The organism is Spirochaetota bacterium, from assembly GCA_038043445.1.
Lineage (GTDB): Bacteria > Spirochaetota > Brachyspiria > Brachyspirales > JACRPF01 > JBBTBY01.
This window is the reverse complement of record JBBTBY010000028.1, coordinates 24,143-47,680: the sequence shown is the minus strand read 5'-3', so window position 1 is coordinate 47,680 and position 23,538 is coordinate 24,143. Positions and strand designations below refer to the sequence as shown.

Annotated in this window: 18 protein-coding genes; 6 read left to right on the top strand and 12 right to left on the bottom strand. The window is 55.9% G+C overall.

Annotation, left to right across the window (positions count from 1 at the left end):
- Window positions 1-4: 4 nt before the first annotated feature.
- The 4 genes from AABZ39_04700 to AABZ39_04685 form a co-directional block, all read right to left on the bottom strand.
- The gene (locus AABZ39_04700; GenBank protein ID MEK6794051.1) at window positions 5-1,300 is read right to left on the bottom strand and encodes an NfeD family protein; all 1,296 of its coding nucleotides are present in this window, start codon (window positions 1,298-1,300) and stop codon (window positions 5-7) included.
- 1 nt (window position 1,301) lies between these two features.
- Entirely contained in the window at window positions 1,302-2,351 is a 1,050-nt protein-coding gene (locus tag AABZ39_04695; GenBank protein MEK6794050.1) for a hypothetical protein, read from the bottom strand.
- The gene (locus AABZ39_04690) at window positions 2,345-3,007 is read right to left on the bottom strand and encodes a FecR family protein (protein ID MEK6794049.1); all 663 of its coding nucleotides are present in this window, start codon (window positions 3,005-3,007) and stop codon (window positions 2,345-2,347) included. Before AABZ39_04690 ends, AABZ39_04695 begins: the two co-directional genes overlap by 7 nt.
- A 65-nt stretch (window positions 3,008-3,072) precedes the next feature.
- The gene (locus AABZ39_04685; GenBank protein MEK6794048.1) at window positions 3,073-4,359 is read right to left on the bottom strand and encodes an NAD(P)/FAD-dependent oxidoreductase; all 1,287 of its coding nucleotides are present in this window, start codon (window positions 4,357-4,359) and stop codon (window positions 3,073-3,075) included.
- A gap of 84 nt (window positions 4,360-4,443) precedes the next feature.
- On the opposite strand from AABZ39_04685, the gene AABZ39_04680 reads away from it, so the two are divergent.
- Window positions 4,444-5,895, top strand: coding sequence for a glycosyltransferase family 39 protein (locus AABZ39_04680; GenBank protein ID MEK6794047.1), 1,452 nt, complete (start codon window positions 4,444-4,446; stop codon window positions 5,893-5,895).
- A gap of 44 nt (window positions 5,896-5,939) precedes the next feature.
- Here the strand turns inward: AABZ39_04680 and AABZ39_04675 are convergent, their stop codons facing one another.
- A complete protein-coding gene (locus AABZ39_04675; GenBank protein MEK6794046.1) occupies window positions 5,940-6,695 on the bottom strand; it encodes a glycosyltransferase family 2 protein in 756 nt (251 codons plus the stop codon).
- A 103-nt stretch (window positions 6,696-6,798) separates the two neighbouring features.
- Window positions 6,799-8,253: a DEAD/DEAH box helicase gene (locus AABZ39_04670; protein MEK6794045.1), complete on the bottom strand. Its 1,455-nt coding sequence runs from the start codon at window positions 8,251-8,253 to the stop codon at window positions 6,799-6,801.
- A 275-nt stretch (window positions 8,254-8,528) separates the two neighbouring features.
- Between AABZ39_04670 and AABZ39_04665 the strand changes: the two genes are divergently transcribed.
- Complete coding sequence (locus AABZ39_04665; protein ID MEK6794044.1) at window positions 8,529-9,029, top strand: flavin reductase; 501 nt, start codon at window positions 8,529-8,531, stop codon at window positions 9,027-9,029.
- A gap of 35 nt (window positions 9,030-9,064) precedes the next feature.
- On the opposite strand, the gene AABZ39_04660 is transcribed toward AABZ39_04665, so the two are convergent.
- Genes AABZ39_04660 through AABZ39_04650 form a run of 3 tightly spaced genes read right to left on the bottom strand, consistent with a single transcriptional unit; the run spans window position 9,065 to window position 13,156 of the window.
- Entirely contained in the window at window positions 9,065-9,832 is a 768-nt protein-coding gene (locus AABZ39_04660; protein ID MEK6794043.1) for a methyltransferase domain-containing protein, read from the bottom strand.
- A gap of 20 nt (window positions 9,833-9,852) precedes the next feature.
- A complete protein-coding gene (locus tag AABZ39_04655; protein ID MEK6794042.1) occupies window positions 9,853-10,827 on the bottom strand; it encodes a heparin lyase I family protein in 975 nt (324 codons plus the stop codon).
- On the bottom strand, window positions 10,814-13,156 hold the full coding sequence (locus tag AABZ39_04650) for a right-handed parallel beta-helix repeat-containing protein (GenBank protein ID MEK6794041.1): 2,343 nt from the start codon (window positions 13,154-13,156) through the stop codon (window positions 10,814-10,816). Before AABZ39_04650 ends, AABZ39_04655 begins: the two co-directional genes overlap by 14 nt.
- Before the next feature lie 184 nt (window positions 13,157-13,340).
- Between AABZ39_04650 and ahcY the strand changes: the two genes are divergently transcribed.
- The 4 genes from ahcY (at window position 13,341) to AABZ39_04630 (ending at window position 19,006) form a co-directional block, all read left to right on the top strand.
- The gene (gene ahcY / locus AABZ39_04645; GenBank protein MEK6794040.1) at window positions 13,341-14,765 is read left to right on the top strand and encodes an adenosylhomocysteinase; all 1,425 of its coding nucleotides are present in this window, start codon (window positions 13,341-13,343) and stop codon (window positions 14,763-14,765) included.
- Between the two features lie 4 nt (window positions 14,766-14,769).
- Entirely contained in the window at window positions 14,770-15,702 is a 933-nt protein-coding gene (locus AABZ39_04640; GenBank protein MEK6794039.1) for a hypothetical protein, read from the top strand.
- 100 nt (window positions 15,703-15,802) lie between these two features.
- Window positions 15,803-16,750, top strand: a complete 948-nt coding sequence (locus AABZ39_04635) for a PhoH family protein (GenBank protein ID MEK6794038.1) — start codon at window positions 15,803-15,805, stop codon at window positions 16,748-16,750.
- The gene (locus AABZ39_04630; protein MEK6794037.1) at window positions 16,751-19,006 is read left to right on the top strand and encodes an HDIG domain-containing metalloprotein; all 2,256 of its coding nucleotides are present in this window, start codon (window positions 16,751-16,753) and stop codon (window positions 19,004-19,006) included.
- An 89-nt stretch (window positions 19,007-19,095) separates the two neighbouring features.
- On the opposite strand, the gene AABZ39_04625 is transcribed toward AABZ39_04630, so the two are convergent.
- The 3 genes from AABZ39_04625 to AABZ39_04615 are packed head-to-tail and all read right to left on the bottom strand — an operon-like array spanning window position 19,096 to window position 23,375.
- Window positions 19,096-20,775 (bottom strand): hypothetical protein, encoded by a 1,680-nt coding sequence (locus tag AABZ39_04625; GenBank protein ID MEK6794036.1) that lies wholly within the window; start codon window positions 20,773-20,775, stop codon window positions 19,096-19,098.
- Window positions 20,772-21,020 carry a hypothetical protein gene (locus AABZ39_04620; protein MEK6794035.1) on the bottom strand — a complete coding sequence of 83 codons (249 nt, stop codon included), beginning with the start codon at window positions 21,018-21,020 and terminating at the stop codon, window positions 20,772-20,774. Before AABZ39_04620 ends, AABZ39_04625 begins: the two co-directional genes overlap by 4 nt.
- A 27-nt stretch (window positions 21,021-21,047) precedes the next feature.
- A complete protein-coding gene (locus tag AABZ39_04615) occupies window positions 21,048-23,375 on the bottom strand; it encodes a TonB-dependent receptor (GenBank protein MEK6794034.1) in 2,328 nt (775 codons plus the stop codon).
- Window positions 23,376-23,538 lie beyond the last annotated feature (163 nt).

Sequence of the window (23,538 nt, the reverse complement as noted above, 5' to 3'; positions counted from 1 at the left end):
CATACTATGCAACCACTACCCTATGACCCTCGACCTTTATCACCTTGACCGTGGTCCCGGATTCGATGAAGCTTCCCTGGCTGACCGCGTCATATCTATTGCCGTCTATTTCGATCTGTCCGGCCGGTCGCAGCGTCCCGATGACCGTGCCGGTCTTCCCGAGGAGCCTTTCGAGATTATCGTTCGCAATGGCACCTTTTTCGTCAGCGGTAAGCGATAGCGCGCTGAATAACCGTGACTTCGGAAGCTTTTTTGCGATGAATACGCTCACTATCGTCGCCGCGACGATGGCAACGAGCAGTACGACAATGCCGTATTCGAGACGTTTGATGCCGAACGAAATGACTATCCCGACGAACATGAGCACGATGCCGACAATACCGGGAATGCCGAAACCGGGGACCAGGAACACCTCGACGACGATAAGAACGACGCCGACGAAGAAAATCGCCGGGGCCATCCAGTTCGAATCGCCGAGGAGGAATTGCGATATGAAGAACGTCGCGAACGAAAGCACGGCGACGCTACCGCCGACGCCGAAACCCGCCGTCTTAAACTCCACGAACGCCGCGATGATGCCGATGGCGAGGAGGAGCATGAGTACAACGGGACTCGTAAGGAAGCCGATGAAACGATCGCGCGTGGTCGGTTCGCCTTTTATGACAGGCACATCCGCTTTGCCGAGGGCAGTAAGGATATCGCGCACCGATGAAACGCTCCCGTTCACGAAGCCGAGACGGACCGCCTCGTCGGTGGTGAGTGTCAGGAGTCGCCCCTTTTCAATATCGATGCCGTCGACTTTCTTCGTAAGCCCGATGCTCTCATCCACCATGGCCTCAGCGATACGCGGATTGCGTCCGTGCCGTTCGGCAGCGCTTCGCATCTCCGCCCGCATCACCGACACTTCCTTTTCGGACGCTTTGATGAACGAATTGGATGCCTGCAGCACCGGCGTGGCGGCACCGATCACCGCACCGCGCGAGAGATAAATATACTTCGCAGAAAGCGATATCAGCGCCCCTGCAGAGATCGCGTTGCGGTTCACGAACACCGCGGTATCGACGGGCGAATCCATGATGATGCCCTTTATCTTGAGCGCATCAACGACATACCCGCCCGGGGTGTCAAGTTCGAACACGATGAGAGAAGCCCCCGCATCCTTCGCTTTTTTGTACTGCGTCTCGATATAATGGGCATACCATTTATCGATGACCTGATACTCGAGCTTTGCGATGTGATAGACGTTCGTCGCCGCGGAAAGCGGCACCATGAGGGCCAGAAGGCAGAGTATTCGGCGCATATTACTCCTCGAATTTCAGAAAATTGATGCGATAGAAGATGCGGGTATCGAAACGGTATTTCGTCTTAAGGACATAGGCGATATCGGCCAGATACATCATGGCGAGCGATACTCCTATGGCGATGAGATCGGGCGTGAACAGCGTCACGTAGAGCGTCAGTATCAGGTACGGGAAAAAATTCCCGCTGAAGAAGATCACGGCGATGAAGAACAGTATCGGCATGAAATACCATGCGGAAAGGAATGCCGGGGCATGGATGTACGAGAAAAGCTCGCCGAGCGTCGGGTCACGGAAAATAAAGGTCATGCCGATGAGGGCACCGAACATGAAGAAGAAGCTGTAGCCGCGGTCGCGCGGTATGACGAAGGCGGTGAGCGCCATGAGCGCGAGGAACATCCCGGCCAGGAGCGATGTCTGCGGGAGGAAAAGCAGGAACATGATGACGCATTCGATGGCGGCAAGTATCGGTATGAGGTGTATGCGTTTCACCGTCATGGAAAGGCCGAACAACGTCGACATGCCGACGAATGAATAGGTCGTACGCTCGACGCCTTTGCGTGTACGGCGGAAGAACGCTATGAGGAATGCCGTCGCGGTGATGACAAAAAGATAGAGGAGCGCGGGCCTGAGAAGAAGCTCCCGCATCGAGAATGCGGTAACGGATATGCTCCCCCGCTGGCTCATCTCAGAACCCCGCGGCGAGAGTACTTCGACGAGCATCGTGACCGTGCCGCTCGACACCGGCGTGAATGCCGCGCGCGCCGTGCCGCGGTCATCGGTCTTCACGACATCGCTCTCACCGTTCTTGAAACGAACGATGCGTGTGTCAGTTGTGGAAAAGCGCACATCACGGTTCATGAGGGGGTAGCCGCCCTTCGTTATCGTGACCGTTACATTGGAATACGATCTCGGTATGCGGGCGAACACCGCCTGTTTCGAGAACACATAGCGGTAGCCGAGATCGGGGGCGGTCGATGCGCCGCTCACCGCGGCAAGTGCCGACACGGCGAACACCGAAGCGATCACGAAAGCGAACCGCACGCTTACCATTTTTTATTCCTGTCGATATTGATCATCTCAAGCCGTGTTTTCGTGTATTTCTTAAGGTCCCACACGTCGGCATCCTTGACCGGATTGTATATCTCCGCCGTCACGGGTATCGCCGCTTTGCTGAACGTGACCGTTTCATTGCGTTTGAGCGTGAGCATTTCATTGCTCGCCGCCCCCGACGGGCTTACGGCAACGGCCCCCTCGAACACGACTATCCTGTTCTCTTTCGTCCCCGGCTCGAAGCTTACGCCGAATTCCGTCCCGCGCACCGATGCGAGCGCCGTCGGTGTCGTTATCACGAACGATCGATCGCCGGTTATCTTCGTTATTTTGCTGAGCAATTTCCCGGTGAGCAGATCGAGGCGGCTTTTCGTCTCGAGATTCACCACCGAAAGATCGACGACGGTCGCTTCTCCGGTCTTTATGACCGTGCCGTCGGAAAGCTCAAGCTCGAGATTGGAACGCAGCCCGGTGCGGACACGCTCGCCTTCGAGTATCCGCATGTTCACATCGCAGAGCATCCATGTTGCCGCCTTAAGCCGCAACACCTCGGCGGTCCCGATGACACGCACGACGCGCGCCGAGTTCTCGAGGGCCGACAGAGGCATGAGCGCACATAAGACGAACACAAGGACGATATGAGATCGTATATACATGATACGATTATAGTCTACAGGACCGGTTTGTCAAACGCTCCGGGTTGGACAACACGGCAGACGTGCTACTCATCCCTGAGCGAATGGATGACCGTGCGTGCAAAATCGGTGAGTTGTGTTACGAGCTTCGCCTGCGGTATCGACGGCAGGAGATGGTATAATCGATGCAGTATCGTCAGGTACTTCTGCTTGAGCGAGAGAGCGGTGAGCTCGCTCACGCTGAATGTCTGGGAAATGGCGATGAGCGCCTTCGCGCAGAACACCACGCTCATATCGCGGCCGGAGAGAAAATCGACGATGAACGACTCATCAAGCCTGTTCATAGCCCCGATGGCCCTGTTGAGCATGCCGTCCGAGAATTTCGCGAGCATATCGGATATCACCAGATGGAGCTCAATGCCGGGTATCTTCGCGGCAAGCGTCATCGTCGTATAGTCGGATATCTTTTTTTTGCCGTCCAGATACAGCGCACAGAATTCCCCGAGTATCTTCGATTCTTCAAGGCTGCGCGAGAAGGAAAAACCCGATGAGGGCAGCGGCGTATGCCCGCTGTCGCCGAAGAATATCATGCGTTCCGATGCGATGCTGCGCTGCTCCCCGAGGGGGATATTGCCGGCACGCCGTTCGAGAACGGTACCCGTGACCTTCTTTATGCGGATATATCTCTGGAGGAGGGCTTCTTTTTCCGCCATGTTCGCCGGTGTAAGCGCAGAAAAGAAGAATACGCCTGCCATGAGCATGTCCTTGCCGAGCGGTACCAGCCAGAAATAATCCGAACCGGGGAAGAACGAATCGTAGAGAAGGCATTCAGCGGCATCGTAGCCCGAGCTTTTTTTAAGGAAGAACGCAAGACATCCCATATCGATGGATTCGTTCATGCATCCGGTGCTCCGCGGCAGCGGCGATGTTCGCCCCGTACAATCAACGGCGATACGGGCGCGGTATTCCCGTTTCGATGTGACGATGATAACGCCGAGCTCATCGACGCGGTAATTGACGAACTCCTCCTGCTCCGCTATCCGCGCGCCGTGCGAACGCGCTTTTTCCGCGAGCATGATAAGCGCCTTCCCTTCGTCGATGGGAAAAAGGAACGGCGATGTCATGGTATATCTGCTGCCGAGATAACTTGAAAACGTCACTTTCTCGAAGCGATGCCGCACCGCATCGGCAAGACCGTGCTCGTTGAGCGCATAGTCGAACGTGAGCCACGTCTTCTGTGTTACGCCTATCTTCCCCCGCTCGATGACGATCGTGCGTATGCCGCGCTCGGCAAGGCGAAGCGCTGCGGAAAGTCCCGCCGGACCGCCGCCGAGGACAATGGCGTCGTAATTCCCATGCTGCAGATCTGACATGGAACAAGTGTATATCGGCATCATGGGAAAATCAAACACGATACTTGTCATAACCGATGAAAATCGATATACTCGCTCCCATCTATGCGTTCCATAAAACAGATACTGTCGTTCTGCGGGTCACCGAATGTCCGGCTCGCTTTCCTTATCGCCGTTCTCGCCTGTACGTTCTTCGGACAGCTCGGCGCCAATCTGATAAAATTCTTCGATGATACGTATCATGTCACCATGGCGCATGACTTCGCCGTGCGCGGGGACATCTTCGGGATACAGGATACGCTCCTTCGCACGCCCTACTTTGAAAAGCCGCCGTTCATGCTCATGCTCTCATCGCTCGGGATAAAACTGTTCGGCGCCACATCGTTCGGCGCACGGTCCTTCATCGCCTTCTACTGCCTTGTATCGGTGATGCTCGGCTATGTGCTGCTGCGCCGTGATGCAGGGGAGCGAACCGCCTTCGCTGCGAGCCTCATCGCGGGGACGACATTCCAGATTCTGCATTTCTCCCGCCGCGTCGGCTTTGACGGCGTACTTGCGGCATCGCTCTATATCGCCTTCCTGCTCTTCTTTTTCGCCGACCGGCATCGGTCATACTATCTCCTCTTCGGTGCGGCTATCGGTATCGCTGTCATGACGAAGGGCGTTTCCGGGATAATACCCCTCGCCGCTGTCGGCATCTATTGCCTTGCGCTCCCCAACGGCCGTGCCCGATTGCGCGACCCGTTCCTGTACAGCTCCATGATCACCTTCCTTGCCGTTGTACTCCCCTGGCATATCGGCATGATATCCCGCCACGGAGAGGTGTTCGTTCGTACGTATTTCTGGGAGCGCCAGCTCGCGTATTTCCTTCCGGGGAAAGGCTCCGGCCACGGGGCCCAGATAATGAGCGCCGATATCAATTTCAGGAAGATCGGCGATACGTATTGGCCGTATCTCCCCTTTCTGCTCTACGCCGTCATCGACACGATAGTGCGTACGGTACGGCGAAAGCACGACGGAGCGTTCTCTCTGCGATGGTATGCCGTCATCTGGATATTCGTGATACTCGGCTTGTATCAGCTTGCGAGCATAAAGCGATATGCCTATGTGCTCCCCATCTATTACGGCATGGCCGTGCTCATTGCCGCAGGAACGACATCATGGCGTTTTGGGAAACAGATAGTGATAGGATTTTCCATCGTCGCTGCCGGCATGGCTGTTGCGGCATTCACACCAAAATGGAAGGATATCGACTGGTCGGGATGGGAGGAACATCGGCCGATCATCACCGAGCTCAATCGCACGAAAACGCCATATGCGCTTTTCCCTTTATTTCAGATATATGTACAGCCGGTAATGATATACGACGGATATGCCTTCCATGCTCCGTATTTTACGAATGTTCGCCCGGGGGACCTCGAGGCATTTTATACGAACGGCGGATCGATAGTCATGCTCGATCGAAGAGCGACGAACAGTCTTCCCTATTCGATACGAAGATCAATGCGCGTCGTATTCGATTCGCCGATAGCATCCATTATCGCACGGGCGCGGTAAAGCGCGTTCGTGCTCTGATCCATGCCCTTATGCGCGGCATGACATCAGCGGTGACGCATGACCAGTGCTATCTGATCGCGAATGGTGCTCCATACGTTCATCTTTGAAACGCTGGGCTTTCTGTCATACCGAAGGTCCATCGGCCATTCGCCGATACGCACGCCGGGCAGATGCGCCAGTTTCAGCAGTATCTCCGTCATGCAGGCGAAGCCCTTTTCGGTTATGAACGCATCGATAGTACCGTATTTGTCGAGCGCTTTTTTCAGCACCGCCGCAGTATATACCCTGAACCCGCATGAATAGTCCCGTACGCCGGGCACGCGGGCGATCATCTGGAACGCAACGCTCATCACATTGCTGAAGAGCTGGCGATGGGGCGGAATACCTGCCGACCTCGAACCCGGCTGATATCGTGAAGCGATGATCACATCATACACTTCCGAACGCAGTTTCCCGCACATCTGCGGAAGCTGCTCCGGCTGATGCGAATTATCCGCGTCCATGACGGCGATGAGATCGTTCTTGCCCGACGTTTTGACCGCATAGGCTATCCCGGTGCGCATGCCCGCGGCAAGCCCCATGTTCTTCCTGTGCTGCACGAGCCTGCACCAAGGGCGGCGGAACGAGCGCACGACATGAGCCGTATCGTCGGAACTGCCGTCATCGATGACGACAACGATCAGATGCGGGATGATCTCCCGCGTACGCTCACAGGCTGCGAGGAGCGGCGGCAGCGCCTTGCCCTCATTGAAGGCCGGCAGGATGAGCAGGAGCTTTTCCGTATCGTTCCTTTTCTTCATGCTGTCAATCTATCATGCAAATAGTACATGTCAATATCCTTGCGAAACGCACTATCTCAGCCGAATCATGAGATACGCTCATAAAACAGGCATGGACACATGTCTACCGAAACCGCCGATTGCGGCCATGCGGGCGTTTCCCCGGCTTCCGGTGCCCTTGACCGCCATATCCGCCGTGAAGGCCGCGCGTTCCGATCCCGCCGTGATCATTCGTTTTGGGCTGTGCATCGTGCGCGGGGCGATCATGCCCGCCCTGAGCGTGCGTACCTGCGGGGGGACGACCATGCCCGGAGCCGGTATGTGTTCTATTACCGGCATGTCCGCCGCGCGGAAAATCCGAACGTCCGCCGCGTCCTCCGCCATTATGGCCCTGTCTTCCCTGCTGATGCCCCGTGCCGTACGACATCCGCTCGGATGCGGGCGGCGGCTCAGCATTGTAATTGAATCCGGGGAGTTCCCGCCGCTCGACGCGCTTGCCGAGACGACGCTCTATCTCACGCACCTCGGCATTGTCCTCGGGTGTTATGAACGTTATCGCATCTCCCTCGCGTGCTGCGCGCCCAGTACGACCGATACGGTGTATATAGTTGACCGCCGTATCCGGGATATCATAATTAACGACATGCGATATCGTATTAATGTCGATGCCGCGCGCGACGATATCGGTGGCGACGAGCATGGCAAGCCGTCCGCTGCGAAATCCGTCCATGGCCTGACGCCGCTGATTCTGCGATTTATTGGAATGGAGCACGCCGGCGGCAAAGCCCGCGCGTTCGAGATTGTCCTTCAATCGATTGGCGCGATGTTTCGTGCGGGTGAATATCAATATGGACCGATGCTCCGTCGTCTTAAGGAGCGATATGAGGAGCGGTGTCTTCAGATGCTGGCGCACCGGATAAAAGCAATGATCGACGGTCTCGGCGGGTTTTTCCGTATCGACCGAGATGCGTTTTGGATGGCGAAGGTAATGATGCACGAGGTCCATGAGCTCTTTCGCGAATGTCGCCGAAAAAAGGAGCGTCTGGCGTTCGCGCGGGAGCGCATCGAGTATGCGTTTGATGTCCGGGAGAAATCCCATATCGAGCATGCGATCGGCCTCATCAAGAACGACGGTCTCCACATGGGTAAGATCGACCTTCATGCGCTGCATATGGTCGAGGAGCCGTCCCGGACAGGCGACGATTATCTCCGTACCGTTGGTAAGTGCGCGACGCTGATCGTCAAAACCGACGCCGCCGTAGACCGATGCAGAACGTATATGCGTGCCGTGCGACAGCCCTTTCACGACCATGCGTATCTGCTCGGCAAGCTCCCGCGTCGGCGTTACGATAAGGACGCGCGGAGAGCGGTGCTCCGCATGGTTGGTGATAAGCCTGTGGAGTATCGGCAGTACGAACGCGGCTGTTTTGCCGGTACCGGTAGCCGCGGTGCCGATGAGGTCATGCCCGTCAAGGCATATCGGTATCGCTTTCTCCTGAATGGGCGTCGGGGTGCTGTAATCCAGTTTCTGAACGGCGTGTAATAAGCGCTCGTCAAGCTTGAAGTCAGTGAATTGCATGGTGTGCCTCGTTGATCTTTTTCCGGCACATATTGTTCTGCGGTTTTCCGCGGTATTTGATACATCCGGTTCGGTACGCGCTGGGACTTTGCAAAGAAGGCCGGATCCGGCAGTAAGATCGATACAAGACGCAACACGTTACGCGTATACTATAGCATCATTCCGGATTAATGCAACACAAGGGAATGCCCGGACCATCGAGAACAGATGGTTGCAACCAGATGCTCGGTGATATACAATCCCCGGTGCGACGCATCCCAAACAAGGACATCATTATGATCGGATTCACCGACATCAAGACCGAAGCGATCGACAATGTGTTTTCGCTGATCGGCAGGGAATGGATGCTCATCACGGCAGGCACGATAGCATCGTACAACACAATGACGGCAAGCTGGGGCGGATTGGGCGTGCTCTGGAACAGGAACATCGCCTGGTGCGTGGTACGCCCGGGGCGGCACACATACGGTTTCCTTGAGCGGGCCGGATCATTCACGCTCTCGTTCTTCGAGGAACAATACCGGGAAGCGCTCAATGTCTGCGGCGCCAAGTCCGGCCGTGATATCGACAAGGCAAAAGTCACTGGATTGACCGCGGTGGGAACGACTGCCGGCGTGGCGTTCTCGCAGGCGCGGCTTATCATCGACTGCAGGAAGATATATTTCCAGGACATCGACCCGCGGAATTTCATCGATGCATCGATCGATAAGAATTATCCGAAGAAGGATTATCACCGCATGTATATCGGGGAGATAATGTCCTGCGGTACACGATAAGCGGGATACGTCCCGATCAACAGGGACTACGGCACTTATCTTTTCTGTCCGATCAGCGTGAGGTCGAGCCGCTCCTCCAGTGCAATGACACGTATACCGCAATGATCGGCTATCTGCTCGAGCAACGACATGCTGAATATGTGATGATGAAGGCACCGGTTCTCGAAATTGTTCATTGACCGCCTTCGGAAATCATCCGGGGACCCTGCCGATCTGTCCTTGCGGTAATCGTGAAGGCGCACGATCTCTTCCAGGTGGGTCAGGTCATGCTCATCAATATCCGCGTTGTGATCATTGAGCACATGCTCCATGGTCGTGTCCGGACGCTTGCGGTCGAAATAGTATCGCTTGTTCGGCACCGCTATCAGGATCGCGCCGCCCGATTTCAGCACACGAAGCCATTCGACCACAGCCTTGATCGTATTACCGACATGTTCAAGACAATTCGATGATATAATGAAATCATAGCTCCCTGACGGGATCGTGTTCAGATCAACGGCGTCGAGAATGTACTGATGACCGACCCTATCCCCGTAGCTGAAATTCTCCCCCTCATGCAGCTTCCCTTCCCACATCGTTCGCGATGAAAAATTACATCCATCAACAGCGGCAGCGATCGGGTAGATCGGGTAATATTCATTGAACAGACCGCTTGGGCCGCCGATCTCCAAGCCCCTCATACCGTCGAACAACTCTTTCACGTGCGGGAACAACGGAGAGCTACGTGGTTTTTTTCGCGCAATTATCTGCCACCAATTGCTCGATGAACGCAGGATAACGGACGCCTCAGTTGGTCTTCCCATGTACATTCTACCTTTTCCGTTCAATGCATGGACCGCAGCTCAGAGATCCGCACATCATCGACATATAAAACCGTCTTGCGGTCATGCAGATTCGCACTGATGCCGATCTCAAGGCTGTTCATTATCGTATCGGCGAGCGGGAGCGTTCTGCCGACAGCGTCTACGGTCTTTCTGCCGTCCTGCCATAGCTCGATGATGCCATCGGCCTTCTCGGAAAACAACAGATGCAGTTCGATGTGGAACCAGCGCTTGCGCGGTACGGTGACCGAGCTGTCTTTCGGGCGGTATTTCGGCTTCTCGGCCCACTTGAGCTCGATATATGCCACGCCCCTGTCGTCGATGGCTATGCGCGGGCCGGGAGACTGTGCTATCCAGGAACTTTCGATATCGACTATCGTGAACGGCATCCCCTCGTCGATATAGTACCACGCAGAATACCAGCAATGGTCGCCTTTTCGGAAGTGAATGAACTCGGTACTCACCGACGTTTTGGCGCAGACCATCCCGAAACCCGCCGGCACGCTCATGCATTTCAGCGACCGCGTCCCTCCGTGGACGATGTTCGTCTCAAGCGTTATCGCATTGTCAAGGAAGCCGCTTTCACCTTTCAGGATTCGTGCACGCAACGCGACATATTCCTTGACCGTCGGCGTTCTCGGCGACTGCAGCGTGAATTCGGTAAAGCGGCATTTCTCACCGATAAGCCCCCGAATGTCGTTCACGCCCTCAAGATCAGCAGCGAATGAACGTGACATCTCCCATTCCCTTCCGTCCGCAGCGCGAAACACCTTTCCGCCGCGTTCGATATAGTTCTTGCGGTAGAAATCGGGGTCATAGAGGCGATCGAACAATTGCCAGTGCCCGTTCTCCCGTCTGTACGCGTTGCCATTGCTGATGATGAATTCTTTGCCGTCTATGACCTGTATCTCATCGGCGAACACGGCCGCTGCCATGATGAGGAGCGTGCAGATGTACAATGCCCTATTTATCAACAATGGTGTTCCCCTCGATCTCGATATCCCTCGTCGTCTCATCATCCGTGAACACGCCCGGTCTCGGCGCGTGCGACGTACGCACCCAGGTATTGTTGATGATCTTCACATCGCCCGCATGGGAAACGCCGACAGCGCCGCGATATTTCTGCATTTCGATCCGCGGCACCGTATTGCGTATCACATTCTCCCGGATAACGACATTCCCCGCCGAACAGACATAGGCGATGACGCCGGGGTTATTGATGAATTCGTTCTTCTCCACAAGGATGGTGTTCAGTATCGGGTAGAGCGTCTTCTCTACCGACGGATCGCTCTTCAGATACACGCTCATGTAGATGACAGGCTGTTTCTCGTTCACATAGGCGCCGATGGGGTTCACGTTCTCGAACTTATTGTTGCGTATGACGATGTTCGATGCGCCGTAGCCCTCGCTCCACACATTGAACGTGTATCCGGTCTCTATCTTAATCGCCCCCATCTCATTATGGAAGAACCGGTTATGCTCTATGGTCACATCGTTCGCCAGGATGAGGAGGCCGCGGGCTTTATTGTCGTGAAAATAGGAATTGCGTATGATGATGTTCCGCGAACCGTAGCGTTTATTGAACAGGATGAAACCGGTCCCTTTCTGCTCAGGCAGCGCATCCTCGAACGTGAGGTCGTACACTCCGTTGCGCCCTCCGGCGCCCTTCTTTTCGGCAAGTTTCGTGATATGTCCTGTCGGCGAATAGTCGTCATTGCGCAGTTCTACCGTATCACCGACACGGAGCGATCCGGGATCGTAATTCTTGGTCTTTAGCGTTCTCTCGCCGGTCTTGAACGCGAACCCCGTGGTATCATGCACATTGAGGCAGTCGTCGCCGCCGAGCGAGAATTCGCATCCATCCATTTTGAAAAAACCCTGCGATTGTGAAATGTGATGATGGTCTGCTGAACACGTGAGCGGACGCTTCGTCCCCGGACGGCGAATGATATGCGTGTTGAGGAATTGCCAATGATGCTGCTCGCCGAACGAATGATATGCATGGCTCGGGCATGAGTACACGGTCACATTCGACAATGTCAGATGCGTATTATTCCCCATCGAGATACCGACCATATCATAGACATAATGGCGGATACGGAATAGGACGCCCGGTTTTACAAATGCTGTCATTTTGTATTTCTGATCGGATGATACTCCGTAGAGGCGTATCGAATTATCGGAGAGCCATTCGTATTTTGCCGGGGGCGTGTCGGCGCGTCCCTTATAGAATTCAAATCCGATAGTAAAGCCGTTCTCATAGCCAACCGACATCGTCGCTGGATCGAGCGCCTCCAGGATGCCTATGCGCATGTCGCGCCGCGGGAAACGGGTATGATCGACGAACTCAAGATCGATGGATGGGGCGTTGAGATCGACCGCGGTCGCTTTGACGATACTTCCGACAGGGTCCTTCTCCCAATCCCAGTCGATGAAAAAATTCCGGAACAATACGCGCTCGCATGTATGTATCTCCACAAGCGTGCCGCGTTCCTTGCGCCAGATGAATTCCGACCCCTGCGCGTCGAATTCGAAATTGGTCAGACCCTCGAAGCGTATCGGGTTGTTATCGGTAAATCGATATACGCCCCTGGGCACGATAAGCCTGCCGATGCGATTGGAGGCGCAGAACGCGATCGCGTCCGCGAACTGCCTGCGGTTATCGCTCAATGCCGGCGATGCCCCGAAATCGGCGACCGATACGGTCTTCTCCGCTCGTGCGGGCATATCGATAGTGAAGTCCGCGGACCCTGTCGCTGTCGACAGCGGTTTCGTATAGGAACTTCCGGCTGTTATGCCGGTGAACGTTTCGCCGGTCCCTTCGGTGATCACGATGTCGTCGATAAGACACAGCACCTTGTTCCTGGTGTGTATCTGAAGCGCGTAGGTATTATTGTCCTTTGTCCTGAATTTCATCTTCAGCTTCTTCACAATGCCGATATCGGTAAAATTGAGTCGCTCGGCATCGAGTTTTTCGTTGGGTGTATCGAGCGGGCGTATGAGCGCGTGGACGAATGCATCCTTCTCCGCCTCGAGTATCCTGCAGGTGAACGATATCACGTATTCAGTATCTGCTTTCAGGAGGCCCTGCGCGGTCGCGAATCCCGGGTTCCACACCGACGTGCTTTTGCGGGTATCGATGCGAAGCGAGGCCGAACCTGATAGCGCGCCATCGGCGATTATCGAAGCATAGGAATCATTGAGGAACGTGAAGGTATCATCCTTGCCTTTCTCAAAACCGATCGTTACCGATCCCACGAGGCTCGCGACCGCCAGTGTACTTATCGCCATGATATTTTTCCACATGAGTATGACTCCATAGGCTGCTGACATCAGTGTAGATGCCCGTCGGCGCTTTGTCAATGCACAAAATATACCCGGCGATGGATAAAATTGCACGCCATGACACTGAGAACCGATCGCAATTGACTTTTCACCTTCAATCATATAGTATATCACGCGCTATGAATTCGAGGAGAAAATCGTGAACATGAAAACATCATTGAAAGAAGGCACCGATTACAAGATAAAGGACTTGACCCTCGCCGAATGGGGGCATAAAGAGATAGAAATGGCCGAGAAGGAAATGCCCGGCCTCATGTCGGTGCGCGCGAAGTACGGCAGGGAAAAACCGCTTTCCGGCGTACGCATCACGGGCTCCCTCCATATGACGATACAAACGGCCGTGCTCATCGACACGCTTGTCGAACTCGGCGCGAACGTGCGCTGGGCAAGCTGCAATATCTTCTCGACGCAGGACCATGCCGCGGCCGCACTTGTTGAGAAAGGAAGGAAGATATTCGCGTGGAAGGGTGAAACGCTCAAAGAATACTGGGAGCTCACCTACAACGCGCTTACATTCGAGAACAACCTCGGGCCGGAACTTATCGTGGACGACGGCGGTGATGCAACGCTCATGATACATCTCGGCTTCAAGATCGAGAAAGACCCGAAGCTCCTCGACAAGAAGCTTGAGAGCGAGGAAGAGGAAGCCCTCTATGCCGTGCTCAAGCGCGTTTTCAAGGAAGACCCGAAGCATTGGCATACGGTCGTCAAATCATGGCGCGGCGTTTCCGAAGAGACGACTACCGGCGTCCATCGGCTCTATCAGATGCATGAGAAGGGCGAGCTTCTTGTCCCGTCGATCAATGTGAACGATTCGGTCACAAAATCGAAATTCGATAATCTCTACGGCTGCCGCGAATCGCTCTGTGACGGCATAAAACGAGCTACCGATGTGATGGTGGCCGGCAAGGTGGCCTTCGTCGCCGGTTTCGGCGATGTGGGCAAAGGGAGCGCCCAGTCGCTCCGCGCGTTCGGCGCCCGCGTCATCGTATCCGAGATCGATCCGATATGCGCACTGCAGGCGGCGATGGCGGGCTACGAAGTAAAAACGCTCGAAGACGTCGTCAAGGAAGCGGACATCTTCGTAACGACGACCGGCAACGCGGACATCATCACGCTCGAACACATGAAACTGATGAAGGACGAAGCGATCGTCTGCAATATCGGGCATTTCGATAATGAGATACAGGTTTCAAAGCTCATGAACGAAAAAGGCGTCAAGCGCGTTACGATAAAGCCGCAGGTCGATAAATTCTATTTCCCCGACGGGCACTGCATCATACTCCTCGCCGAAGGGCGCCTTGTCAATCTCGGCTGTGCGACGGGTCACCCCTCGTTCGTCATGTCCAATTCGTTCACCAACCAGACGCTCGCGCAGCTCGATCTCTGGAAGAATAAGGACACGTACAAACCGGGTGTCTATCGCCTCTCGAAAAGGCTCGACGAGGAAGTTGCGCGGCTGCATTTGGAAAAGCTCGGCGTCAAGCTCACGCGGCTTACGCAGAAACAGGCGGACTACATCGGCGTGCCGGTCGACGGCCCGTATAAGCCGGACCATTACCGGTATTGATCGCGTGAGGGTTTTCGAGCTCATACCGCTCAAGAGCGGTTTTTTTCTCAGGCTCTTCTGTGCGGTGCTCCTCTTCGATCTCGTTCTCAATCGTCTGGTGTCGGCGCTCCTCTATGTCCCCGTCGTCAGCGAATTGGTCGGAGCGGTTTCCTATCTCGCCGGCAGCATTTTCGTATTCCTCCTTGCCTTCGATATACTTTCCTCGCAGCGCAAGACCAAAACCGATATTGTCAGGGGTATTTCGCTCGCCGGATTCCTTATCGCCGTATTCGTCTTCGCATCCGTGCGAGCGTACCCGCCCGTCATCCCCTTCGTGATACGCGCGCTGGCCGTGTGCTACCTCGTATTCGTGGCAGCAAGCGTCTACACCGCTTTCCGGCGAACGCATGATGAAACGTATCGTGCGCTCATCATCATGGCAGGTGCATCCGCCGTCTCCGCCGCTATCCATACCCTCGTCATGATGAGCGGTGCTCACGGCTCCCTTTTCGCCGTATCGCGCTATTTCTCGCATGCATCAGCGTATTTCTATACCGCGGCCATTATCTATTTTTCAGCGCGCATCGTTCTTGAGGTACGGGGGAACGGGCTCAACACCGCGCCCCTCGCCATTGCCGTGTTCATCACCGCATCACTTGCCGCAGCATCGATAGCGAGTTCGTACGGGAAAGCCGTGGCGGACCGTATCGCGTACGCCATCGGCATCGGAAAGGTATTCCCTGCACCGGTAACGGGAACCATTGTCATTATCCTGTCGGTCGCTGTTCTCTATGTGCTGTTCGATCGTAAGAAAAAGACCCCTTGGATGCAGACTGCTCTTGCGGCGGCGCTGTTCCTCGCCGCGGGGGCATCGTTCGAGCCGCTTACCGGCCGTCTCGCCGCTATTGCGGCATTTGCGCTCTTTATCCCTGAAATAGAGCATAATAGCCGAACATGAGCCGAGTTGCCGTCGTTTTACCGCTTGACTTGCCCCCCGGTTCTGATAGAATTTGCCATCGGGGAATGGCCGCCGGCCGCGCCCGAAGGCACTTGTACCAATGACAGCATCGATCACCATAGATGAGACATCACAGTTCACGGCCGTATGCGGATGTCACGACACGCACATCAAGCGCATCGAGGCGCTCTGCGGGCTTGAGATATTCGCCAAGGGCACCACGCTTACGCTTCGCGGGGAGACCGGGAGCGTTCATTCCGCACGCGGCATACTCGAAGAACTGCTCGCCCTCACCCGGAGCGATGTCCTTCTCGATGAATACAAGGTGGAGCAGCTGATACAGCGTAAGCTCGAAGACCCCGCCTACCCCGGCGGAAAGACCTTGTCAAAGAAGATAAAGATCCCCAGGAACGGCCGCCATATCGTACCGAAGAACCCCGCGCAGGCCGAATATATCGAAAAGATGGAAACGCACGATATCACGTTCACTGCAGGTCCGGCCGGTACCGGGAAAAGTTATCTCGCGGTGGCGCTCGGCGTGTTCTATCTCGTCACAGAACGCTATGAGCGCCTCATACTCACGCGGCCGGTGGTAGAAGCGGGGGAAAGTCTCGGCTTCCTCCCGGGCGATTTCGAAGCGAAAATATCCCCCTACATGCGCCCGCTCTACGACGCGCTCAATCACATGCTGCCGTACGAGGCGATAAAACGCTACGACGAGGAGGACCGCATCGAGGTGGCCCCGCTCGCATACATGCGCGGGAGAACGCTCTCCAACGCATTCATCATCCTCGATGAAGCGCAGAACACCACGGTTGCACAGATGAAGATGTTCTTAAGCAGGCTCGGCGAGAATTCGAAAATGGTCATCACCGGCGACATCACGCAGATCGATCTGCCGAAGAACACGCAGTCGGGGCTCGTGCATGCGCTCTCCATCCTTGCCGGCATCAGCGGCATCGCCCTGCAGGAATTCGACCGCCGCGATGTGGTCCGACACCCATTGGTGCGCGACGTGCTCGCTGCATACGAATCGGGGAAAGCATAGATGGCGAAGAACGGCCGCACGACACACCGCCGCTTCGACCCGATACGGTACTATAAATACGCGCTTGTGATCGTGCTCTTCCTCGCCACGCTCATCTTGCTCGCACGCGGATATGCCGGCGCGCGGGCCAATTTCAAGCCGGGCGATACCGCCCCGGAGAACATCGTCGCGTCGAAGACCATACGCTTCGAGAACAGGCGCGAGACCGAAAAGCGCCGCGAGCTCATCATCAATAATTTCCGGCCCGTGTTCGAAGTACGCGCGCACATCGTGAAGGCGTCCATGAGCAATGTCCGGGCTGTCTTCACCGCGCTCGAAAAAGCGGAAAAGAGCGAGCAGTCCCTCGCGGAATCCTATCGCACCTTTCTGACGGATACGCAGATACGCATCGGGTTCGAGGCGTTCAAGAACCTCATTCTCTACTCGAAGGCGAGCCGGTATGAAGAAAAGACGATCGCGATACTCGCGCGGCTGTATGACCGCGGCGTCATCGCGCGTGCGAACCTGGCCGATGCGACGATACTCAAGATGCGCAACGGCATCACCCTGTACCGGAACACGGACAAGGAGATATCAACGACGACGGTCGATGTCGATGCCATCAATTTCCTTGAGGACACCGTCCGCGATATGCGCGCCATCGTGCTCTCCCAGTTCGATTTCCTCCCGAGCGACAAGATCGCCGCGCTCGCCGAGCTGTCCTCCTCCCTGTTGAGGCCCACCATCATCTACGATGACGTTCTTACGGAGCGTAAGCTCACGGAACTGCTCGAGAAGACGAAGCCGGTCATGGACGTCTATAAACGCGGCTATGTCATCGTGGCCAAGGGTGATGTCATCACTGAGGAGAAGATAGCGCTCCTCTCGGCGCTCGCCAAGGACCTTGCCTATTACAATCTGCGTCTTATCGTTCTCGATTCCGCGTTCCTCGCCATTTTCGTCATCCTCGCGGTGCTCTATCTCACCCGCTACGTATCCTCGATACTTACCGATGTGAAGGAATTCACGCTCCTTGCAGTGGAATATCTGGTCATCGCGATCAGTGCGCATCTTATGCATTATCAGTTCGTGCCGACGCTCGTATCGAGGGAAGCGGTCTCCGTGCCGATGTATCTCATCGCCTGGGTGCCGCTTTTCAGCGTCATGAACGTGCTCATACTCGGCAAGCGCCCGGCGTTCTTCATGGCGTTCATCGGTTCATTCCTCGCGGTGGCCGTCACCTACGGAACGGTCTTCGATCTGTTCATCCTCCTCTGCGCTTCGGTCGCGGCGATACTCATAACGGAGAACCTCACCAAACGCAACGAGATACTCACCGGCGGGCTCGCCGTCGGTCTCATCCTTGCGGCAGGATGCGTCATCGACGGTCTTCGCAACGAGGTCACGCTTGCGGTGACAGCGGCGGAAGCGGTGATCGCTGTCATCATCGGCATTGCGCAGGGCATCATCGCGGCAGGGCTCCTCTCGGGGCTTGAGCATATGCTCGGCACGGCCACCGTGTTCCGCCTCCTCGAGCTCTCCGATCTGAACGCGCCGCTCCTTCGGCAGCTCCAGATCACCGCGCCCGGGACCTACCATCATTCGTTCACCTTAAGCAGCATGGTCGAGGCCGCCTGTGAACGCATACACGCGAATTCGCTCCTCGCGCGCGTGGGGGCGTATTATCATGACATCGGCAAGATGGAGAACCCGGTCTACTTCATCGAGAACGTGACGCCGCGGGAGAACCGGCACCGGAACATCAAGCCCTCGCTCTCGGCGACGATAATAAAATCGCATGTGCGCATCGGCGTGGAGCTCGCGAAGGCGAACGACCTGCCGGAGAAGATAATCGATTTCATAAAGGAGCATCACGGCACATCGCTCATAAAATATTTCTATAATCAGGCGCTCAAGCACGGCGGGACCATCGACAAGGACTTCTATCAATATGCGGGTCCAAAACCGCAGACACGCGAATCGGCGGTGCTCATGATAGCCGATTCGGTGGAAGCCGCCTCGCGGACGATACCCAACCCCACCGGCGAGAAGATATTGGAACTCGTGCGCGCCATCATCAATGACAAGATACGGGATAAGGAACTCGACGAAAGCGGGCTTACGCTCAAGGACCTCGCTCATATCGAGGATACGTTCGTGAACGAGATAATGTCGTCCCTGCACGGACGCATCGTATATCCGAATGCAGAAGAGATCGCACGCCGGGAAGAAGAGAACGCCCCGGTGCCGCGAAGTCCAAGCACAACGGTCCCGTAAAACGATCTACGAATGATCACGTTCGGAACAAGGGATCATGCGCAGCGGGTTGCAACCCGCTGTTCTCGATGGCAGAATGCCTATTCATGTCAATCGATGATGCGTGCTATCATCTTCTCTTTACGCAGGAACCGCGTGATCTTCCGCGGGTGCGCGTCCGGCGAGACGATGCGGGCATGACGCTCGGCGATACGCTCAAGATGCAGCCCCTCTTTTTTCGCGCTCACCGCAAGCTCGGCGAGCCGTGTGGGGCTGTCCGCCTCAAGAAGCACCGCATGCATATGCACCGTTATCTCCGGGGAACGATCGTACCATCGCCTGAGCGAGAGTTCGACGTTCCTGGAAAGCGGTTTCCCTGCGGCATGCGCGTTCTTCAAGAGCTCGAGGAAATGACCGAGCGGATCGCTCTCGCCGGCGAGAAGGTGCTTGCCCTTCAGAACGCTTTCCTCGGTGAATACGAAGGTGTGCACCTGCGCACGCTCGGTACGCACCGCGAACGACATGAGCAGATACATGAACTCGCTGTCGAAAGCCGCGGGCATCATCACCACCGCTTCGAAGCTGTTGCTGACAAGGCATTTCCCGCCTGATGATATCTCATGGGTACGTACGGAATCGATATGGGCGCCGGATACCCCGCCCGCCTCGCATTCACCGAGTACGAAGAGCGTGCGTACGATGCGCAGGACCTCGGGCGCCGAATAGCGGGGTACGCGCCGGTTGAGCTCGGCAGCAAGTGTCGCGAGCGTCATCGGCTCGGCGCTGATAATGGCCTTCACATCGGCAAGCTCGGGCATTTTTTCCCGGTAGAGCGAGCGTACCCGTTCCATCTTCCATTCGGGGCGCTCCGTCCGCCAATTCGCATACTCAGCGGAGATGATAAGATCGCCGTCGCCGTTCTCTTTTGCGAGAAAAAGCGATGCAGCCATGCCCGCGATCTCGGCGACCGATATGCCGGGGGTCACGAGCGACATGCCGTTCTTCTCGATGATCGAGAGATCATACGCGCCGTTCTTGAGCTTGCGTATGCGATGCGATTCGAGGGCGTAGAGAAAGGACTCGATATCGTTCACGAGACCGTAATGGTTGTATTCGAATTCAAGGCGCGATGCGTCGCGTTTATTGCGCCGTTCGATATCGGCACGCACCGACGGGGAGAGCACGGCCGCAAGCATGACCGGGTCATTGACGAGATAGAGCGAGAGTATGCGCGCATGAGCGAGTTCGGCTATCATGGGCAGCGTGAATATCGAGTCCGCAAAACGGCAGGTGAGCGATCCGCCGGCCTCATACAGCGTTCGCACGGCGCGCTCGTGCTTTTTCAGCGCCACCTTGTCGTATTCGCCCGTGCCGGGACTCGCATCGGTCACATCGCGGAGCACCGCGGCATGCACGATGCCTTTGAGCGGCGGGAACAGGAATACCTTGTCTTCGACCTGATTGAGCCGCCCCCGTTTACGCCTGAGATAGACAAAACCGAGTTCGGCGAGACATTGAATATCGTGAAAGGCGTCGACCTCGCGCTTAACGGCTTCATGCAGTTTGGAAACGAGGGACCCGGCATCGACCTCGGCGTGTTCGAACGAAAGGAGCACGATGATGCGCCGCTGACGCTCCGAAAGGGCCGCTATCTGCGTGAGCACAATGGCGGGGTCGGAGAAGCGCTTCGCCAATTCCTTGAAATTGCCGAACGGCGCATGCCATGCAGAGAATATCTTCCTGAGCGATGCGGAGGGGAGCTTCCTGAGCTCAAGAGCGGCATCGGTCATCGGCGCGTCCTTTGTATCATCGCTGAACCGTCGGCACGCAGTATCCCCATGCCGGCCATGAACGCGAGCATGGCGAGTGATAACGATGTTACCGCCGGGATAATGGCACGTCGGTCAAAGATCGCATCGATATGTTCCGCCGCGCGCTGCGAGCGCCGGACTATGGAATCGCTCAGCATATACACGCCTGCGGCGAAAAACGCGCATGAAACAAGGAGCAGTATTTTTGTCGGGAGCCTTCTCATGAGGCGTAGAGTATATGGGATATACCGTTAAAAATCAATCCGCATGCCGAATGTCGCGAGAAAAGGGAAATCAAGGATCTCGCGCTGTTCGAGCGATTTTGACGCGCTTATGCGGAACGAATAATCGAGCACATTGCGCATCGCATAAACATTGACGAAGGAAATGTACGTTGCGCTCGTCGTCTCCACATTGAAGAGATCGATGAGCGTGAAAAGAGATATCGGTATGGTAAGCTTGATATCGAGATTGTGCACGAGCGGCGACACCATGCTGTTGTACGCGCCGTAGATGACTGAATAGTTCGTGTACCCGGGTCCCGTGTTCGTGAGCACCCCGATGCCGGGCGTATAGGGTTTGCCGCTGGTGAGCCGGAAATCGAACGATAATTTCACGCCGTTGAGCCAGTTGAGATACGGCGTCGCATCGTTCGCACGATAGGTGAGCTCGAGAATGGCGGCTACCGTATGTTCTCGAAGATACGGCGGGATGAAACATACATTGCTCGGCTGCAGCGGCACCGCAAGTCCGCGAATGCTCTCAAGCCCATGCACATAGGTGTACGACACCCACCCGTTCACCCAGCCGTTCTTCTCCTCTTTTTTCTGGAAGTATGCGTCGGCGCCGTAGACGGTACGATCCCCGCTGTTGCGGTAACGGTTCGATTGATCGCGCTCGACGACATCGGTGTACCGCTTATGGAACGCCTCCGCCTTGGCGGCATATTGCGCATTGCCGAATTCGATGCCCCCTATCGCATGCACGGCCTTCTGGCTGTAGAGCGCGGGATTGCCCGTATTGGTATTGATGTAATTCCAGTTGAGCGGGAACATCGAATAGGCCCCGCCGCGGGCGAAAAGCGACACGTCCTTCGTCATTTCCCATTTGATGCCGCCGCGCGGGTTTATCTGATACTCCGGCGTATAGAAGAAATACTCCCCCCGCACGCCTGCCTGAAAAATAAGCGACGGGACAATGGACCAGTCGTCCATGACATAGGCGCCGGCATAGTGGGCAACGATATCCGGATAGCCGCGGCTGTAATTGCTGTACGGTATATATTTCCCGCTCGCATTCGTCGCATAATAATCGTTGCGATACCACGCGCTCGCAACGAGGGGCACATAGATGCCGCCGAAGGCTATCTTATGCCCCGTAAGCGAATTGATATAACAGTTCGCACCCGCCTCATAGAACATCTCATTGTCCGTATTGCTGAACGTCGACGAAAGGCCGTCGCTCGTACGCCATGCGGTGGATGCACGCGGCATGACGGCGCCGAACACCTCCGCATAATCGTTCTCGCCGAAACGGTGTTCGTAGCGCAGCTCCACGATGCCGTTCAAGACCGCGTAATGATCGATGCCCGCCGCACCGGGAGGCAGGGACGATGTCACCAGCCCGTCAAAGGTTATCGCCATGTTCCAATCCATCCCCTCCGATGAGCCGTAGAGGCTCAGCGCCAGGATGTCCTCTTCGGTAATGAACCAGGAAAGCTTGCACAGCCCGTCGAGGAGATACGGGAACTGCGTGTTCTCGCGCCATTCTTCCTTTATGAATATCGGCGCCACGAAGTCGTAGTACGTGCGGCGTATGTCAAAAAATACCGTGAGATTGCTGTTTATCGGCCCTTCTAACTTCGCCTCGAACGCGGCGATGCCGAGATCGATGAACCCCGTCCATTTCGAACGGTCGCCGGTGACCGTTCTCACATCGAGTATGCCCGACAATCCCTGTCCGAACGAAGCGGGGTACCCCGCCGTGTAGAGATCGACGCGATCGATGACAGAGGGGTTGAACATCGATATGCGGCCCGCGAAACGCTGCGGCACGGGGATATAAATACCGTCCATCATCGAGAACCATTCGCTCTGGTCGCCGCCCTGTATGAACATGCGGCTGTCGAAGGTGCCGCCCGACGATGCAACGCCGGGGAGGGACTGGAGCGCGCTTGCGGCATCGTTCATCGCTATCTGCGTGGTGCGGAACATCGCGTCCTTTTTCATCGACGACTGGCCGGTCACCGTCCCCTGATTGCGTTTCCCGGTAACGATTATCTCCGCGGCGGCATTGGTGACCGCGGCGGTGAGCGCTATCGCCATACTGACATTCGTTCTTCCTATCGCGACCATTCGCTCTTCACGCCCGTATCCTGACAGGAACGCTATCACCGTATACGTCCCGTTGGTGAGCGTTGCCATCACCGCCTTGCCCTTTTCATCGGTGAACATCTCCCGTCCCGTCTCAAGCACGGTCACCGATACGTCGGCAAGCGGCATTCGGCCCTCGGTGACAATGACGGCGAGGTCCGATGCGGAAAGACAGATCGGGAGAAGTATGATGAATATTCTTTTCATTGCTTCACGTTTATTGTTCGCTCACTATCGCATCGACCAATGTCCGGTCCGATTGTATTGCAGCCGGGAGCAAACGTCAAGCGAAATGCCCTCTGAAACGCATTTATCCATATATTTCGCGGCTTTGTCTATAGTAAAATCCCTGAGGAATGCTATAATTCAT

What these genes read in the sequence shown, in the direction of transcription:
- AABZ39_04700 (MEK6794051.1), bottom strand. Translation starts at nt 1,300, where the DNA reads ATGCGCCGAATACTCTGCCTTCTGGCCCTCATGGTGCCGCTTTCCGCG.
- AABZ39_04695 (MEK6794050.1), bottom strand. Translation starts at nt 2,351, where the DNA reads ATGGTAAGCGTGCGGTTCGCTTTCGTGATCGCTTCGGTGTTCGCCGTG.
- AABZ39_04690 (MEK6794049.1), bottom strand. Translation starts at nt 3,007, where the DNA reads ATGTATATACGATCTCATATCGTCCTTGTGTTCGTCTTATGTGCGCTC.
- AABZ39_04685 (MEK6794048.1), bottom strand. Translation starts at nt 4,359, where the DNA reads ATGTCAGATCTGCAGCATGGGAATTACGACGCCATTGTCCTCGGCGGC.
- AABZ39_04680 (MEK6794047.1), top strand. Translation starts at nt 4,444, where the DNA reads ATGCGTTCCATAAAACAGATACTGTCGTTCTGCGGGTCACCGAATGTC.
- AABZ39_04675 (MEK6794046.1), bottom strand. Translation starts at nt 6,695, where the DNA reads ATGAAGAAAAGGAACGATACGGAAAAGCTCCTGCTCATCCTGCCGGCC.
- AABZ39_04670 (MEK6794045.1), bottom strand. Translation starts at nt 8,253, where the DNA reads ATGCAATTCACTGACTTCAAGCTTGACGAGCGCTTATTACACGCCGTT.
- AABZ39_04665 (MEK6794044.1), top strand. Translation starts at nt 8,529, where the DNA reads ATGATCGGATTCACCGACATCAAGACCGAAGCGATCGACAATGTGTTT.
- AABZ39_04660 (MEK6794043.1), bottom strand. Translation starts at nt 9,832, where the DNA reads ATGGGAAGACCAACTGAGGCGTCCGTTATCCTGCGTTCATCGAGCAAT.
- AABZ39_04650 (MEK6794041.1), bottom strand. Translation starts at nt 13,156, where the DNA reads ATGTGGAAAAATATCATGGCGATAAGTACACTGGCGGTCGCGAGCCTC.
- ahcY (MEK6794040.1), top strand. Translation starts at nt 13,341, where the DNA reads ATGAAAACATCATTGAAAGAAGGCACCGATTACAAGATAAAGGACTTG.
- AABZ39_04635 (MEK6794038.1), top strand. Translation starts at nt 15,803, where the DNA reads ATGACAGCATCGATCACCATAGATGAGACATCACAGTTCACGGCCGTA.
- AABZ39_04630 (MEK6794037.1), top strand. Translation starts at nt 16,751, where the DNA reads ATGGCGAAGAACGGCCGCACGACACACCGCCGCTTCGACCCGATACGG.
- AABZ39_04625 (MEK6794036.1), bottom strand. Translation starts at nt 20,775, where the DNA reads ATGACCGATGCCGCTCTTGAGCTCAGGAAGCTCCCCTCCGCATCGCTC.
- AABZ39_04620 (MEK6794035.1), bottom strand. Translation starts at nt 21,020, where the DNA reads ATGAGAAGGCTCCCGACAAAAATACTGCTCCTTGTTTCATGCGCGTTT.
- AABZ39_04615 (MEK6794034.1), bottom strand. Translation starts at nt 23,375, where the DNA reads ATGAAAAGAATATTCATCATACTTCTCCCGATCTGTCTTTCCGCATCG.